We start from the raw sequence: 16,858 nt of genomic DNA on the forward strand, positions 1-16,858 counted from the left end.
AACCAAATAAAATTGAGACAGATTTAATGACTGATCACAACTTGGAATTAAAAAAAGCCGGTTTAAAAGTTACTTTACCGCGTATTAAAATTTTAGAGATTTTACAATCTCCAGATAACCAACACATCAGCGCTGAAGATGTTTACAAAATTCTTTTGGACTTAGGTGAAGAAATTGGTTTAGCGACTGTATACCGCGTACTTAACCAATTTGATGACGCTGGTATTGTTTCACGCCACCATTTTGAAGGCGGAAAGTCAGTATTTGAACTTTCGGGTAGCACACACCACGACCACCTTGTTTGTTTAAAATGCGGTAAAGTAATTGAGTTTGAAGATGAGATGATTGAACGTCGTCAGCTTGAAATATCAGAAGAAAATGGTATCAAGCTTACTAACCATTCTCTTTACCTTTACGGTGAGTGTACAGACACTGCAGCCTGTAAAGCGTTCTCTGATAACCAATAATTTTATCGGTTAAATAAAAAAACCTGCTCATTGGCAGGTTTTTTTATTTCTGATGCTAAATCGCGAGCAGAATTACTTCTGCTCTGTTTTAGTCCACGAATCACGAAGGCCAACGGTTTGGTTAAAAACGATGCTCTTTGATTTTGTATCTCGACTAAAATAACCTGTTCGCTCAAACTGGAACCCTTGTGCAGGTTCTGCATTTGCAAGCGATGGTTCTAATTTTGCATTAGGCAATACAATAAGTGAATCAGGATTTAATGTTGTAGCAAAATCCTCTGCCGCTGCAGGGTTTGGTACATTAAATAAACGATCATACAAACGTACTTCAGCCGTTAATGCTTCACTTGCTGATACCCAATGAATAACACCTTTAACCTTACGGCCATCACTTGGGTTTTTACCAAGTGTTTCAGGGTCATAACTACAGAAAATAGTTGTAACTTCACCATTTTCATTTTTTTCAACACGTTCTGCTTTAATCACATATGCACCGCGTAAACGGACTTCTTTATTAAGCACTAAGCGCTTAAACTTGTTGTTCGCTTCTTCACGGAAATCTTCACGCTCAATATATATTTCACGTGTGAACGGCACATCGCGACGTCCCATCTCTTCATTATTAGGATGGTTTGCAACAGATAATGTTTCAACCGTATCCGATGCGTAATTTTCAATAACAACTTTAATTGGATCAAGTACAGCCATTGCACGTGGTGCATTTTCATTAAGATCTTCACGGATACAGGCCTCTAACATGCCCATTTCAACCATGTTTTCTTGTTTAGTTACACCTATACGCGTACAAAACTCTCGGATTGAACCCGCCGTATAACCACGTCGACGAAGACCTGCAATTGTTGGCATACGAGGGTCATCCCAACCTTCAACATGGCCATTGACGACTAAGTCATTAAGCTTACGCTTAGACATAATCGTGTATTCAAGGTTTAATCGAGAGAATTCAATCTGTTGTGGATGACATTCAAGGCTAATATTGTCTAAAACCCAGTCATACAAACGACGATTATCTTGGAACTCAAGCGTACATAACGAATGTGTAATACCTTCTAACGCATCAGAAATACAATGCGTAAAGTCGTACATTGGATAAATACACCACTTATCCGCTGTTTGGTGATGATGTGCAAAACGAACACGATAAATAATCGGATCACGCAAAACCATGAACGAGCTGGCCATGTCAATTTTGGCACGCAGTACACACTCACCTTCTTTAAATTCACCTGCACGCATTTTTTCAAATAACGCAAGATTCTCTTGTGGTGATGTATCGCGTGTTGGGCTATTTTTACCTGCCTCCTTTAACGTCCCGCGATATTCGCGTGCTTGCTCTGGTGATAAAAAGCAAACATACGCTAAGCCTTTCTCAATCAACTCAACCGCATACCCGTACAATGCGTCAAAGTAATTTGATGAGTAATTAATTTCACCATCCCAGGTAAACCCTAACCACTTTACGTCTTCTTGAATAGAATGTACGTAGTTAATGTCTTCTTTTTCTGGATTAGTATCATCAAAACGTAAGTTACATTTACCGCTGTAATCTTGCGCTATACCAAAATTTAAACAAATTGACTTAGCATGACCAATGTGTAAAAAACCATTTGGCTCCGGTGGAAAACGTGTATGCGTAGATGCGTGTTTTCCTGATGCTAAATCGTCATTAATTCGGGTTCTAATAAAATTACTTGGGCGATTCTCTATTTCCGCCATAGGAGTATAATCCTCTGAATATTGCGTGGTGACAAAACTACTGCATTATTACAAAAACAAACCTTAACATACAGCAATAAGTAGGCGTGTTTACTACATATTGTGGCGTTAATAAGAAATACAAGGTTCTAAAGGCACCCTGTGCATAATTATATCCCTCAATACGATTTTTTTTGTTCCAGCGCAATAAAATAGTCATTCAATTGCGCTACTGTAGCGTAATTAAAGCATACTTTATTAGGGAAAATTAATGGCTTCACTTTCACAAAACCGCGTCTATATTCCAACGACAGCAAGAGCTAACCAATATATTCTTGCTGAATTTAAACCAAGTGATAATTTTTATGCGCGCTTTACATATACCGAACAGTGCTATGAACGTTTAACCCGCCAACTATTTGCCTTGTGTGATGAATATGAATTACACAATGTACACTTGATTGCTAATGATAAACTACCCGTCGTCAGGTTTCATGAAGAGGCTTACTATTTACAAACAAAAAAACAAATTTTATTTTTTTACAACCCCCGCTATCACGAAGCCCATAAATGCTTTAACAATAGCGAAATACCGAGCAAAAAGATTAGGTTTCTATTTTTAGCAACCGGTGATGAGCTGCGATCAAATGCAGCTATATTTCACACCAAAGTAAAAAAAGTATTAAATACACTGCAAAATACATTGCTTGAAGGAGAAGCCCAAATCAAAGTGCGCGACCACCAGCATTTAACATACGATTTATTTGCCAAAGCAAAAGGTTCTAAAGAAAGCTACGGTTATAAACTACGAGGCTTGCACCAGCGCTATCAAAGCCGTCACTGCTCGCTGCCAAGCAAACATAACGAAATGACCTACGCAACATTTGCGATACCCATTACCCGCACTATAAAAACTCAATTTCAGCACTTATTAAATAAGCCAACGCTAAATGAATTTTATCAACAGTTTTATGATGCATTTATTAAAGAATGTACGGCTAAAAATTTAAACCTTGCATCAATGATTGCCAATGGAACCACTCCAATCGTTAGAAACAGTAAAATTGATACTAATGACGGTAACTCAGAACTGCAAAAACTCAGCTTTGCAACAGGTGACGATATTGAACAATACAGCCACTACTGGCAATCAGACAAGTTAGTTGAGACCATGCATTTTGTGATTGTTGCAAGCGAAAATGATGAGCAAGGTATTGGCCATGGTCGTTTTATGAATCATGTCGAAAGTGTTATTCGAGCAATGATAGAACCCTTAGCAATAAATAAAGAACGCCAAGATATTACCGTACGTTTTTTCCAACACATTAGTTACTTTGAATAATTGTAATAATCACTCTACATAAAACTAAATACAAAAAGTGCGTGATCCCCGCACTTTTTTAATATGGTTTTAGCTATTGAATTATATGAACCACTTCTAATTTTAAGCTTTACTATACCCAAGCCACCTCAAAATGCGAGTTTCAGTTGGAGTTAAAAGCGATTTAGACAAGGCATTGATTGCAAATAATGGTTGCTCCCTTGTTAAAATCAATAACGCAGTATAAATCGTTTTTAAACCAACCCGTTGGGCGTTTCACAGGGGCTTACTTTCTACGTTGTTACTTCTTAAAAGGAACGACCATTATTGCAAAGTAACGCCTTGATATTAAGCCCCTGTGGAACGCTGAATTCTGCATCTTGAGGTGGCTTGGGTATTTATTTGTTGGTTTAAGGGCATCAAAGGGGTACGACTATTTTTGTTTTTTAAATGGAAATAGCTGCTGCTTTAACATGCCATTAGGTACATAATCGCCAACTACTCCATAAGCCTTTGGCCATTCATTTTGCCCCTTAACAGCTGTACCAAACACATAATCTAAAAATGAAAAGTGGGCAGCATAATTGCGGTCAATCGCAGCTTTATCTGAAGCATGATGCCAATGATGAAACTGTGGGGTAACAACTAAATATTTCAACCAGCCAAATTTAACCTGTACATTCGCATGATTAAATACAGCCTGAAAGCCAACTATAATCACATAAAGACTGATCACCTGTTGTGAAAAGCCTAATACAAAAATAGGCGTCAGTACTAAACTGCGCGTTACTAATATCTCTAATATATGCTGACGAGAACCGGCTAGCCAATCCATTTCTTTTGCACTGTGATGAATACCATGAAAACGCCATAAAAAAGGCACTTCGTGATAAGCACGATGCACAAAATACTGCATTAGATCAGCAACTAATATAATTAGTACCACTTGCAATATAAACGGTAATTGATCGATATAATTTTGTAATGTAGTCGAAACAGCCCAGCCAAAGCCATAATGGACAAAGTGATTAGTAACCAATAATACAAAACCAATAATAAGGTGATTTACAAAAAAGTGATTTAAGTCGCCCCGCCATTCACTACGTAATATTTTTTGTTCTTTACGATGCGGAAATAATTTTTCAATAAGAATGAAAATCAAAGTAGAACCAAGTAGATCTAAAATAAACCAATCGAGTCCAATATAGGGCGTGTTATCAGAAAAATTAGTGACTTCTACATTAGGGCCACCAAATGCAATTGCCAAAATAACAAATAACCATGCAGTTGCACCTAAGCGTTTATTTTTATTGCGGATAAAGTTGAGTAGCCCCAAACTCCCAGCTAATAAAAGTGCGCCAAACATTAATTGCCGTAAGAATTCTACACTGTAGTTTTGTCGCAATTCTGGCGTTGTTAAATATTCAGGGAAATGAAAAGCCAGCACACCTAAGCATGAAAGCATCGCTAAAAAACACGCGATGTAACCACTAATATTACCTTCACCAATTTGCAGGTGATTAGTACGAAAAAGATGGGCTTTTAGAGTATTGATCATCAGTAATTCCTTTTATAACTAACGCAAGAATACCATATTATTTCCCTAATGCCAGATACAAAAAAGCCGCGATATTCGCGGCTTTGTTGGATAAAGCTAAACTATTAAAGAGTACTTATTACAAGTACTGACCTAGCGCTTTAACTTGGTCTAACATGCGGTTTGAGAAACCCCATTCGTTATCATACCAAGCCATAACTTTAACTAATTTGCCATTAGCTTTAGTTTGCGTTGCATCAAAGATAGACGACGCTGGGTTATGGTTAAAATCGATAGAAACAAGCGGTAGCTCGTTGTATTGTAAAATATCTTTCATTGAACCAACAGAAGCGGCTTTCATTATTTCGTTGATTTCTTCAGTTGTTGTATCGCGCTTAGTAATAAACGTAAAATCAACGACTGATACGTTGATTGTTGGTACACGTACTGACATACCGTCAAGTTTACCAGCAAGTTCTGGTAATACTAAACCAACGGCTGCTGCTGCACCTGTTTTAGTCGGGATCATAGATTGTGTTGCACTACGAGCACGGTATAAATCAGGGTGGTACACGTCAGATAAGTTTTGATCATTTGTATAAGCATGAATTGTCGTCATGCTACCTTGCTCGATACCTACTGTATCGTTAATTGCTTTTGCAATTGGCGCTAAACAGTTAGTCGTACACGATGCATTTGAAATGATGTTGCTATCAGCGTTAATTACGTCGCTATTTACACCGTGAACTACCGTTGCGTCTAAGTTAGTACCAGGCGCTGAAACAATTACTTTTTTCGCACCGGCTGTAATATGCTTTGCTGCATCTTCACGCTTAGTGAAAAAACCCGTGCATTCTAAAACGATATCAACGTTTAGTGCTTTCCACGGTAAGTTAGCTGGGTCACGCTCTTGCGTTAAAGTGATAACGTCATCACCAATCAGCATTGTGTTATCTGCAAGCGTAACTTTATGAGAGAATTGGCCATGCACTGAATCATATTGCGTTAAATGTGCATTAACATTAGCGGGTGCCAAATCGTTAATTGCGACAATTTTAATTTCGTTATTTTGTGCAGACTCATACAGTGCACGTAAAACATTGCGACCGATACGGCCATAGCCATTAATTGCTACATTAATCATTTAAAATTCCCCTTTAATTATTTAATTTCACTTGCTTGGCGAGCAAGCGCTTCAATGGCTTGCCAGTCTTTATTTTCAATTAGTTTTTTATCTAGCATCCACGTACCACCCACACAAATTACATTGCTTAGCGCTAAATACTTAGGTGCTGTTGTAAGGCTAATTCCGCCAGTTGGACAAAATGTAACGTGTGGCAATGGACCGCCAATTGATTTGAGCATGGCAGTACCGCCCGCAGCTTCTGCTGGGAAGAACTTTAAAAACTTAAAACCATGGCTTGCTAATTTCATTACTTCACTTGGCGTTGCGGCGCCCGGTAAAAATGGAATGTCTGATTCTTTCGCAAGTGCAAGTAACTCATCATTTACACCAGGGCTCACCATAAAGTCAGCGCCTGCGGCAACTGATGCATCAAAGCTTGCTTTGTCAACCACGGTGCCTGTACCAACATAAGCCTCTGGTACTTCGGCTTTCATAAGCTTTACAGCTTCAGCAGCAATAGGCGTACGTAAAGTAATTTCAAGAGCTTTTAAGCCACCGTTATAAAGTGCGCGAGCTAGTGGTGCCGCATCTTCTAATTTTTCGATTACCACTACTGGCACTACGGGTGCCGATGCTAATATTTTTTCTATACTCATTGTTTGATCCTCATACCCAGTCTGGCGAATTATTATTCTATTCCAAAGGCGCTAGCGCCTAAGTCTGCGCTACTTACAATGTTTCTAAATCCGGTGAACAATTCACGACCTGTACCAAATGTTAAGCTTGCTTCACTTAGTTGTAGTTCTCGTTTTTCTAATTCTTCATCGCTTACATGTACTTTTAATATACCCGCTGGTGCATCGAGAGTGATTAAATCGCCTTCGTGAATCTTAGCAATAATGCCTCCTTCAACAGCCTCTGGCGCCAAGTGAATTGCAGCAGGAACTTTACCTGAAGCACCTGACATTCGGCCATCTGTAACAATCGCTACTTTGTAACCTTCATCTTGCAAGGTTGCCATTACCGGCGTTAACTTGTGCAGCTCTGGCATGCCTTTCGCTTTCGGGCCTTGCTCTTTTAGAACAGCAATAAAATCTTGGTTTAACTCACCGCGTGAGTACGCTTCTTGTAAGGCACTTTGTGATGCAAATACTTTTGCCGGCGCGGTTACAACTTGATGCTCTACAGCTACTGCAGATACTTTAATCACCGCTTTACCTAAGTTGCCAGTAAGTAGCTGTAAGCCACCTTGCTTGCTAAAAGGATTATTAACTGGGCGCAATACGTCTTCATCTAGTGAGTTTTCTGGACACGGTATCCACTTCACTTTACTTGGACCTGTTGCACTACTCATGATTAAGTTGTGATCAGTGTCTAAACGCGGCTCTTGCGTATACGCTTCAAGTCCTTCACCAACAATCGTTTTCACATCATTGTGTAAAAACCCTGCGCTAACAAGTTCTCTCATAAGGAAACCCATGCCGCCCGCTGCTTGGAAATGATTTACATCAGCAGAACCGTTTGGATAAATACGCGTTAACAATGGTACAACTTCAGATAAATCAGACATGTCTTTCCATGTCAATTCAACACCCGCTGCTTTTGCAATAGCTACTAAGTGGATCGCGTGATTGGTAGAGCCGCCCGTTGAAAGCAAGCCAACTAGACCATTAATAATGGTCTTTTCAGTCACTACATCTGCTAAACAATTAGCATCTTTGCTTTGAATTAATTGTTTGAGCATGGTTTCTACTGCATTACCGGTTAAACCATCGCGCAGCTCAGTGTATGGGTTGATAAATGAGCTACCTGGAAGGTGCAGGCCCATAATCTCCATTAACATTTGATTACTGTTAGCAGTACCGTAGAACGTACAAGTCCCCGCACTGTGGTATGACGCGCTTTCGGCTTCTAATAGTTCTTCACGGCTAACTAGACCTTGTGCAAATTTTTGCCGAATTCGTGCTTTTTCTTTATTTGGAATACCTGACTGCATCGGCCCTGCAGGCATAAAGTACACTGGTAAATGGCCAAACGATAAAGCGCCAATCAATAAACCGGGGACAATTTTGTCACATACACCTAGGCAAAATACGCCATCAAATACATCGTGAGATAATGAAATCGCGGTAGACATCGCTATTACATCACGTGAAAAAAGCGATAACTCCATGCCATCACGACCTTGAGTTACACCATCACACATAGCAGGTACACCACCGGCAACTTGTGCCGTTGCATCGTACTTTGTTGCAATGCTTTTAATTAAATCTGGATAATCTTTATATGGAACATGCGCAGACAACATATCATTGTATGAATTGATAATTGCTAAATTTGGCTGTTCATCAGCTTTTAAGCGCGCTTTATCATCGCTACTACATGCAGCAATTACATGGGCTATATTGCCACAACCTAAACCAGAACGGACTCTTGTTTGTTTTTTTGCATGGTTTATACGTGCTATATAGGCTTGGCGAGTAGCTTTACTGCGTTCAATAACGCGTTCGGTGACTTCTTGAATACGAGGATGCAACATAAAAAATTCGACCCATCTCTATGGTTAGAGGATAAAGGCTCAGTGGCAAGGACATACTCCACGAATGTACTTGCACTGAGCATCTTTGATTTACCCGTTCAAAGGTATAACGTTGTCAGGTTGTCTCTCACAATCAACCTGACACCGGTGTCACTGTATTAACGCATGACTATGACACCGGTGTCAACCTTATCCCTTAAATTTAGTTTAATTATTTAACATGACCAAATAATGACCGTGAAAAATACATATCCAAGCCACCTCAAGATGCAGTTTCAGTTGGAGTTAAAAGCGATTTAGGCAAGGCATTGATTGCAAATAATGGTTGTTCCCTTGTTAAAATCAATAACGCTGTATAAATCGCTTTTAAACCAACCCGTTGGGCGTTTCACAGGCGCTTACTCTCAGCGTTGTTACTTATTAAAAGGGATGACCATTGTTGCAAAGTAACGCCTTGATATTAAACACCTGTGAAACGCTGAAGTCTGCATCTTGAGGCGGCTTGGGTATACTACAGAGCAGCAATGAGGGGGGTGTTAACAAAAGATCTATTTAGCCACTTTCAATAAAGTACTTTTTGTGAACTAAATAAAAAAGCGCCCGATCAAGCGTCACTCATGCTCGGGCAACTGTGAAAAGTGGTTATTTAACGTGTGCTGTAGATTCTCGGGTGATCAAACGTGCTTCTAGAGTGATCTGGTATGCATTCTCTTGTGGTTCACCAATATGCTCAATTAATTTAGTCACTGCTTGCTTGGTCATTTCTTCCACAGGCTGCGCTATTGTGGTCAATCCTGGCCATATATGCCGCGCAATGGGGGCGTTATCAAACCCTGCAATCGAAATGTCATCTGGCACTTTTAATTGACGTTGCGTTGCTAATTTGAGTACCGCTGCGGCCATGTAATCATTAGAAGCAAAGACAGCTGTTGGTCTTGGGGTTGAATCTAAAATGCTACGAGCACTGTCAACGCCTGAGTGATAACTAAAGTTACCTTCTTCAACCAAACGTTCATTAAACGTAATATCATGCGTGCTAAGCGCCCTTAAGTATCCTTTAAAACGTTGCTCTGTCGCACTGTGATCTGGGTGACCTTTAATAAACGCGATTGCCTTATGCCCGAGTTTAATTAAATGTTCAGTGATCTCAAACGCACCTTGCTCATCGTTGCTGCGTACAGAAATTGAATCATCATCAAGCACCGCTGATGCTACCCGTGCATACGGGATATTTTTACTTTTAAGAAAATCAACTAACACTTGAAAATCTGAAAACGGCGGGGTTAACACTAAACCATCAAGTCGCGATGACTGCAGTAACTGCTCTATATTATTTATCAATGCATCACCACGTAAATCACATGGGTGGATCAGTAAATTATAGTTGTTCTCTTTACATGCAGCTAATGCACCGGTTTGTACTCGCGTGATATAGCTTTTACTTGGGTTATCGTAAATACAACCAATTATAAAACTGCGATTTTGTGCCAAGCCACGGGCAATTGGATTTGGTGTGTAATCTAGCTCTTTAAACACTTTAAGAACTTTTTCACGGGTTGCATCACTTACATTTGGCTCATTATTTAAAACACGAGATACCGTTTTTTTAGATACACCAGCATAACTTGCAACACTATTTATTGTAACTTTCTTCATCCAGACTTCCCAATAACATCCCTATTTGCGATGTATTATGATTGCCCATTAGTGTGCAAACAGGCTGCGGCACCAATAAGTGGAATATTATCTTGAGTGACTAATGTCACCGGTATTTGACTCACATACTGTGACATGATGCCTTTAGCTGCAAAACGCTCAACAAAACGACTAGCTAATAAACGGGCTTGCATACGAGGCAAAATACCACCACCGATAAACACACCACCAAGCGCGCCAAATGTTAATGCCAAGTCACCTGCTACACTTCCAACCCAATCGCAAAACTGATCCAGTGTTGCCTCGCACACTGCACACTCTCCAGTAGTTGCAAGTTCACTAATTTGAGCTGCGGTTAAGTTTTTGGCATCCACGCCTTTTACAGCCGCCATTGCTTGATATAAATGACTAATACCAGGGCCTGAAAACACTGTCTCTATCGATACATGCGCTAACTGCTTGCGTAACTCAATGATCAATTGAGTATCTAAGTCATTCACTGATGCAAGCGTAATATGCCCAGCTTCACAACTAAGTACTGCACTACCTTGCCCTGAGCGAACTAAACATGCTGCGCCAAAGCCCGTACCAGGCCCCATTACTGCAATATTCGCATCAGTATCTGCTTGCCCTGGTTTAACTGCAATATTTTTTTGAGGATCTAAATAAGGAGCTGCATAAGCAAAAGCGGCAAAGTCGTTGATCACTTCAAGTTGTGTAAATTCAAATGCTGTTTTAACTTGCTCAACACTAAAGTGCCAACCTAAATTAGTTAAGTGTACTTGGCCTGTTTTGATTGGACCTGCGACAGCTAAACAAGCGCGAATTGGTTTAATATGGCTAACTTGAGATAGGTAATGCGTTAATGCATCTTCTAAAGAGCCAAAGTCCGCACTCGCAAAGGTAATATTATACTCAACAACAAATTGTTTTTTTTGTAGGTTAAAAGCTGTTATTAGAGCAAAACGAGCATTAGTGCCACCAATATCGGCCACTAAGATAGGATCGAATTTTGAACTAGGCTTGGAGTCCATCGTGTTTTTCCTTTGTCTAAGCAGTTTATAGACTTAACGATAATCATGCTTATTGTTGTTATTTCAATGGCCTAGCCATTGCTATGAGATATACTTTGAGCTATCACCTCAAAGTGTTTATCCTTGTATTAAAAAATGCTGCCCAATAAATGGGCAGCCAATACGTTTTGACAACAAAATGATAAAACGCCAACATTATGACACCGGTGTCAGGCTTGAATCAATAAAAATTTTAGATAACTGATAAATAGCTTGAAAAAATCAACAAATAAACGAGAATGGCACGAGTTATTTGCAGTTTATTTACTTATAGCAATTAGGTTGTGTGTATGAAAGGTAAAGCTACATCGTTTGATATTGCCCATTATGCGGGGGTTTCACAATCGACAGTGTCTCGCGCACTTCGCAATAGTCCATTAGTAAACGAAGAGACTCGTCGCCGAGTTCATGACATTGCAAAACAGCTCAATTACAAAGTAGATAAAAACGCCAGCAACTTACGCACTCAGCAAAGTAGTACCCTCGCATTATTATTGTTTGAAGACCCAACTGCCGATGGATCTCAAATCAATCCGTTCTTTTTAGCCATGCTAGGCAGTATTACCCGCGCATGCGCAACTGAAGGTTACGACTTACTTGTGTCGTTTCAATCCACCAGCGCTGATTGGCAGGCAGACTATGAAGATAGCCATCGTGCTGATGGCATCATATTATTAGGGTATGGAGATTACATTGACTACCAAGCAAAATTTAGTAGCTTAATTGAGCAAAATACTAAATTCGTGTGTTGGGGAGCAAGTGTTGATAACCGTTCCGATCTGACTGTGAGCTGTGATAACTATGGTGGAGGAGAACTTGCAGCCACCCATTTACTCAAAGCAAGCCGAAAGGACTGTGCATTTATCGGTGATGCATCAGAGCATAGCCCTGAATTCTTTGCTCGCTATCAAGGATTTAAAGATGAATTTAATCGCCATGGTATATCACTAAGCGAGCGTAAAATGGCAAACGCCATATCAACCGAAGAGTCAGGTTATCACGCCACACGCTCACTAATCGCTAACAACATCCACTTTAATTCTCTGTTTGCCGCAAGTGACTTAATCGCCATAGGTGCGATTAGAGCGTTAAAGGAAGCTGGTATAAAGGTACCTGAAGATGTTCATGTTGTCGGTTTTGATAATATAGCGGTTGCAAGTTATGTAAACCCACCACTAACAACGGTACAACAAGATACAACGCTTGCGGGGAAAATGTTAGTTGGTAATTTATTAAAGTTAATTCGTGGCGAAGTGGTTGAAAACACCCTACTCCCACCGTCATTGATTATACGCGGCTCAAGCTTTTAAGTATTAAACGAATCCGCAGAGCACTCTAAATTGTACAATACAGCATATAGATACGTTCGCGGGTTCTAAATCTTCGAGTAGCTATTTGTGTTACTTGGGGTGTAACTGACCTCACCCTTTGCCAACAATGAAATTACCACCGAGTGTTTTACTCACAGTTATAAACCCACTTTATAATAAGGTGCGCTCTATAATAAGGTGCGATCTAAACTGTTAGTGTCACCCTCGAACTCCTGCGATAAATTATCTAGGTAAACTGTAAATGATTATCGGATTCAACTAGATCACTAAAATCAACGAGCAATTTGAAAAGCAGATACACCCTATTCGAATTTAACATTTCGCTCTAGAAAAAGGTTGCTCTTTAAATCAGATGTTCCACAGGACTGCCATTGTTACAAAATAACGCTTGATATTAAGCTCCTGTCACGCCGTCCCTGCATATTGAGGTGGATTGGGTATAAATATACCATGCCCGATGAAACCTACCGCTGAAACAGCTAAACTTTTAATCCTGTTAAGCTTAAAGACAAAAGCAGCTAATACTCTAAAAGCGACCTCCGTAATCGCTGCATTAAGTAATGTATGATAATCAAGCTAAAAACACCAAAAATCATTGTTAGTATATTTATACTTTACTCTGTTAAGCGGCTATATTTTTAAATAATTTATGTCAGTAAGATAAATTAAATTAGTTCAAATGAGTCCATAAACTCATTCATTTGCCCCTTATGATCATCCGAGTTTTCGTACTGACAACTAAGGTTGTATGAATTACTCATATACTTAAAAATTTGCATTCTCAACAACTTACTATCTTTTGTCGTCACATCGAATTGATAGCCACTTACCCCCCCAACAGAGATAAACTCTTCACTATTGATGCTACTGCCATATCTGTTGAGCAGATTTCTTTTGGCAACATCTATTTGGTCATAAATATCCCCTGTCACTTCATCTGCATCTAAGTAATCAGATATTACAATACCGCAAACAAGTTCAGGCTTACGCACAAAATAACTCACTGTTTTGAATTTTCCGTAATTAGGGAGATCAATGATTTCAGATTTTTCTCTTGGCTCGTCAGGAAATGTAATCTTAAACTTATACTCACTTGAGTGGATCTCACTCATATTTGATTTAATTAGCCCTTCAGAAGAGAAGAAAAATTTATAAGCACCAAATGCAGCTGCTATTATTAAAATATACTTAATCATTTATTGTCCTTTATGCATTGTTTTTGAAAGTTAAGTATCTACAAGTATTAGTCTCTTAACTGACTTTAAACATTTACTCATCCATGCTGAATAAATTTATGGATTACCCATTTAGATTAATTCGGTTATACACAAACCATAGCTGAGTTCCTATTTTGATACAATCAATATCTTATTTGAGTGAGTCTCGTGAAATTTTATCGACCTAATCGCTATGCTTGTGACTCGCACTCTTTACCTTCGTTACGAGAAATAAGGTTCAGAAGCTTCTATGGTGATCAAACCAATGTAATGACTGGCGAGAACTGAACTAAAAACTAAGTTTTCAACCAGCGTGATAATAATGAAGCGAGTAAATTAAACTCAATTGGTTTACTTAAGTAATCATCCATTCCAGCTTGAAAACATGCGTTGACATCTTCTTGCATTACATTCGCCGTTATCGCAATGATAGGAAGATTTTTCCATTTTTTATTTTCACGTATAATTTTTGTTGCACTTACTCCATCAAGATTAGGCATATGCATATCCATCAAAACAATATCAAAATCTTGCTGCTGTAGAATATCTAAAGCGATTAAGCCATCATTTGCTATTACTACATCTAGATTTAACTTTAGAAGCATTGCTTTGATCACCAATTGATTGACCATATTATCTTCTACAACGAGTACTGTGGCTGACACATTTGAAAAATCCAGCATTGGATCTGTGTTCTCAATTTTGTTTTCATTTTTTTCAACGGTCAAAATACTAAAAATGACCTCAGTTCCCTTACCAAATTCTGAATGAATAATAATTTTACCGCCAAGCATTTCTACAAGCTCTTTACATAAACTTAAACCCAACCCTGAACCACCATAAACACGTGTTGTACTATTATCAGCTTGACTAAATGGCTCAAAAATATCAGCGAGTTGATCGTCTTTAATCCCGATCCCACTATCTTTCACTACACACTGCAATGTTAAATCAGCACCTTCTTTTTGTGTATTAATCGTCACATTCACATTTCCTAATTGTGAGAATTTAATACTATTACCGATTAAATTTACCAATATCTGTTTCAAGCGTGTTTTATCTGAGTAAACACTAAGTGTGTGGTTATCGCTATGCCATTGTATAATAATTGACTTTTTTATAGCTAAGGGCTGAACTATTGCGAAAACTTCATCTTGTAACTGTTGTAATGTAAACACTGAATTATCGGCTTTTAATTTTCCTTGCTCTAATTTAGAAATATCCAGTATGTCATTAATTAGCGACAATAAATGTGTTGCTGAAGTTACCCCTGTATTTACTAACAGCACCTCATCTTCTTTCAGTCCAGGAGCTGTTTGTAATAACTGCAAAGTACCTAAAACACCATTGAGAGGCGTTCTGATTTCATGACTCATATTGGCTAAAAAGCGACTTTTGGCTGTTAACGCATCACTGGCTTTTTCCGTTGCAATTTCAAATGCTTTTGTACGTTCTTCTACGCGTTTTTCAAGTTGTCCTTCTCTCATTGAAAGCTCATCACGCATGCTAATAAAAACACGTGATAGTTCACCGAGTTCATCTTTACCTGATGAGGCGATCTTCACGCTATAGTCACCTAAAGATAAAGCATGTGAAGCCTGAGTTAAGTTATGAATTGGCGCATACAGACGAACAGATAAGCGAATGGCTATAAATAAGGCTGCCACCAAAACAATAGAAAAAATTATCCAGAGAGTTTTTTGTAACTCTTTTATTCTGGAAAATATAAGTTTATTTGGGATCACTACAGCAATGCTATAACCTGCCGAAGATATTGGCGAAAAGAAAATATGCTCTTTTTCTTCAGTTTTACTATTAAATATTTCTGCAAACCCTGAGTGTCCAGCCACCATACGAACCCCGATATGGTTCATCTCTTCGTTTGGCTCTTGTGTAACCCTTAACTTAACACTGACCTTTTCACCAATATTATTTAAGACCCAGCGCTCATTTTTTTTCAAAAGTTGAATTATTTTATCAGCTTCCCAGTGGTACATATAAATACCGCTATTTGATACAAGCATAAAACGTACGCCATCATCAAAAGAATTCATAACCTGTGTTTGAACTGCTTGTATCAAACGCTCGATTTCGTTCCAACCAATACTGCCACCGATCAAGCCAACAACTTGTTTCTCGTCATTTAAAATTGATGAGCTTATTACAATTTGTCTTACTCCCGTTGTATAGGAGATCATGGGTTCTGATACAAAAATAACAGGATCATTAGCTGTATTTTCACCAACGGTCGTCAACCAGTAGTCTCTTTTTTTAATTGAACGGGGTTTGGAGTTCGCGATTGAATCATCAAAAGTACGTTTTAGATTTTGAAAACTATTACCCCCTTCAGTGTTGTAAAAACTGCCATCAATTTCACCTACAATGAATTTTTCATAGGAGCCACTACCTTGTTTTTTTTCACTGATCAAATAATCGCGCATGTTGACAAATTGCATAGACTTTATTCGTGAATCTTTTGCTAACATTGATATTTCAGCTTTTCTTTCGATAAAATATCGATCAAATATCCCTGCGGCGTTACTTACTTTTGCTTGGGCTGCAACGATACTTAAACGTTCTGCTTGCTCAGTGCCTTGTATACTCACTAAAACAAAAACCACTAATAGCGGCAATAACGAGCTGATTAATAATACGGTGATCAAACGAGTCTTTAGTTGCATATGATGGGTTAACGATGAATGAAGTTGTAAGTCTAGACGAGCAAAGAGAAATATACGAATATTTACAGGTAAAAAGCATTATTAGCTTTTTATGATTTATAGGCAGAGTAAAAGCTAAGATTTATCACAAAAATTAATGTAAAAAACGGTGTGAGATTCAGGTTAAATTACATTAAGCCAACATCGTGTTACAA

Annotated in this window: 12 protein-coding genes; 3 read left to right on the forward strand and 9 right to left on the reverse strand. The window is 38.7% G+C overall.

Going from position 1 to position 16,858, the window contains the following annotated elements; all coding sequences use genetic code 11:
- Positions 1-26 precede the first annotated feature (26 nt).
- A complete protein-coding gene (fur, locus tag HH219_RS10050; RefSeq protein WP_054204663.1) occupies positions 27-467 on the forward strand; it encodes a ferric iron uptake transcriptional regulator in 441 nt (146 codons plus the stop codon).
- 72 nt (positions 468-539) lie between these two features.
- Here the strand turns inward: fur and glnS are convergent, their stop codons facing one another.
- Positions 540-2,204, reverse strand: a complete 1,665-nt coding sequence (gene glnS, locus HH219_RS10055; protein ID WP_169327371.1) for a glutamine--tRNA ligase — start codon at positions 2,202-2,204, stop codon at positions 540-542.
- 250 nt (positions 2,205-2,454) lie between these two features.
- Here glnS and HH219_RS10060 point away from each other — a divergent pair, with 250 nt between their 5' ends.
- Positions 2,455-3,525, forward strand: a complete 1,071-nt coding sequence (locus HH219_RS10060) for a DUF3083 family protein (RefSeq protein WP_169327372.1) — start codon at positions 2,455-2,457, stop codon at positions 3,523-3,525.
- A gap of 412 nt (positions 3,526-3,937) precedes the next feature.
- Here the strand turns inward: HH219_RS10060 and HH219_RS10065 are convergent, their stop codons facing one another.
- The 6 genes from HH219_RS10065 to glk all read right to left on the reverse strand — a co-directional run bounded on the left by HH219_RS10065 (position 3,938) and on the right by glk (position 11,396).
- Complete coding sequence (locus HH219_RS10065; protein ID WP_169327373.1) at positions 3,938-5,062, reverse strand: sterol desaturase family protein; 1,125 nt, start codon at positions 5,060-5,062, stop codon at positions 3,938-3,940.
- Between the two features lie 118 nt (positions 5,063-5,180).
- Positions 5,181-6,185: a type I glyceraldehyde-3-phosphate dehydrogenase gene (gene gap / locus HH219_RS10070; protein WP_054204667.1), complete on the reverse strand. Its 1,005-nt coding sequence runs from the start codon at positions 6,183-6,185 to the stop codon at positions 5,181-5,183.
- A gap of 17 nt (positions 6,186-6,202) precedes the next feature.
- Positions 6,203-6,823 (reverse strand): bifunctional 4-hydroxy-2-oxoglutarate aldolase/2-dehydro-3-deoxy-phosphogluconate aldolase, encoded by a 621-nt coding sequence (locus HH219_RS10075; RefSeq protein WP_054204668.1) that lies wholly within the window; start codon positions 6,821-6,823, stop codon positions 6,203-6,205.
- A gap of 32 nt (positions 6,824-6,855) precedes the next feature.
- Entirely contained in the window at positions 6,856-8,706 is a 1,851-nt protein-coding gene (gene edd, locus HH219_RS10080) for a phosphogluconate dehydratase (RefSeq protein ID WP_054204669.1), read from the reverse strand.
- 642 nt (positions 8,707-9,348) lie between these two features.
- Positions 9,349-10,362 (reverse strand): LacI family DNA-binding transcriptional regulator, encoded by a 1,014-nt coding sequence (locus HH219_RS10085; protein WP_054204670.1) that lies wholly within the window; start codon positions 10,360-10,362, stop codon positions 9,349-9,351.
- A gap of 35 nt (positions 10,363-10,397) precedes the next feature.
- Positions 10,398-11,396 carry a glucokinase gene (gene glk / locus HH219_RS10090; RefSeq protein ID WP_169327374.1) on the reverse strand — a complete coding sequence of 333 codons (999 nt, stop codon included), beginning with the start codon at positions 11,394-11,396 and terminating at the stop codon, positions 10,398-10,400.
- A gap of 329 nt (positions 11,397-11,725) precedes the next feature.
- Between glk and HH219_RS10095 the strand changes: the two genes are divergently transcribed.
- Positions 11,726-12,745 (forward strand): LacI family DNA-binding transcriptional regulator, encoded by a 1,020-nt coding sequence (locus HH219_RS10095; protein WP_169327375.1) that lies wholly within the window; start codon positions 11,726-11,728, stop codon positions 12,743-12,745.
- Positions 12,746-13,431: 686 nt separating this feature from the next.
- Here the strand turns inward: HH219_RS10095 and HH219_RS10100 are convergent.
- Complete coding sequence (locus HH219_RS10100) at positions 13,432-13,962, reverse strand: hypothetical protein (protein ID WP_169327376.1); 531 nt, start codon at positions 13,960-13,962, stop codon at positions 13,432-13,434.
- Positions 13,963-14,279: 317 nt separating this feature from the next.
- Complete coding sequence (locus HH219_RS10105; protein ID WP_169327377.1) at positions 14,280-16,664, reverse strand: ATP-binding protein; 2,385 nt, start codon at positions 16,662-16,664, stop codon at positions 14,280-14,282.
- Between the last annotated feature and the right edge of the window lie 194 nt (positions 16,665-16,858).

Source organism: Pseudoalteromonas sp. NEC-BIFX-2020_015 (assembly GCF_012952265.1).
GTDB classification, from domain to species: domain Bacteria; phylum Pseudomonadota; class Gammaproteobacteria; order Enterobacterales; family Alteromonadaceae; genus Pseudoalteromonas; species Pseudoalteromonas neustonica.

Bases quoted from the DNA above. Each gene is read 5' to 3' on its own strand.
- HH219_RS10095 (WP_169327375.1), top strand. From the start codon at position 11,726: ATGAAAGGTAAAGCTACATCGTTTGATATTGCCCATTATGCGGGGGTT.
- HH219_RS10065 (WP_169327373.1), bottom strand. From the start codon at position 5,062: ATGATCAATACTCTAAAAGCCCATCTTTTTCGTACTAATCACCTGCAA.
- edd (WP_054204669.1), bottom strand. From the start codon at position 8,706: ATGTTGCATCCTCGTATTCAAGAAGTCACCGAACGCGTTATTGAACGC.
- HH219_RS10075 (WP_054204668.1), bottom strand. From the start codon at position 6,823: ATGAGTATAGAAAAAATATTAGCATCGGCACCCGTAGTGCCAGTAGTG.
- HH219_RS10085 (WP_054204670.1), bottom strand. From the start codon at position 10,362: ATGAAGAAAGTTACAATAAATAGTGTTGCAAGTTATGCTGGTGTATCT.
- HH219_RS10060 (WP_169327372.1), top strand. From the start codon at position 2,455: ATGGCTTCACTTTCACAAAACCGCGTCTATATTCCAACGACAGCAAGA.
- HH219_RS10105 (WP_169327377.1), bottom strand. From the start codon at position 16,664: ATGCAACTAAAGACTCGTTTGATCACCGTATTATTAATCAGCTCGTTA.
- fur (WP_054204663.1), top strand. From the start codon at position 27: ATGACTGATCACAACTTGGAATTAAAAAAAGCCGGTTTAAAAGTTACT.
- gap (WP_054204667.1), bottom strand. From the start codon at position 6,185: ATGATTAATGTAGCAATTAATGGCTATGGCCGTATCGGTCGCAATGTT.
- glk (WP_169327374.1), bottom strand. From the start codon at position 11,396: ATGGACTCCAAGCCTAGTTCAAAATTCGATCCTATCTTAGTGGCCGAT.
- HH219_RS10100 (WP_169327376.1), bottom strand. From the start codon at position 13,962: ATGATTAAGTATATTTTAATAATAGCAGCTGCATTTGGTGCTTATAAA.
- glnS (WP_169327371.1), bottom strand. From the start codon at position 2,204: ATGGCGGAAATAGAGAATCGCCCAAGTAATTTTATTAGAACCCGAATT.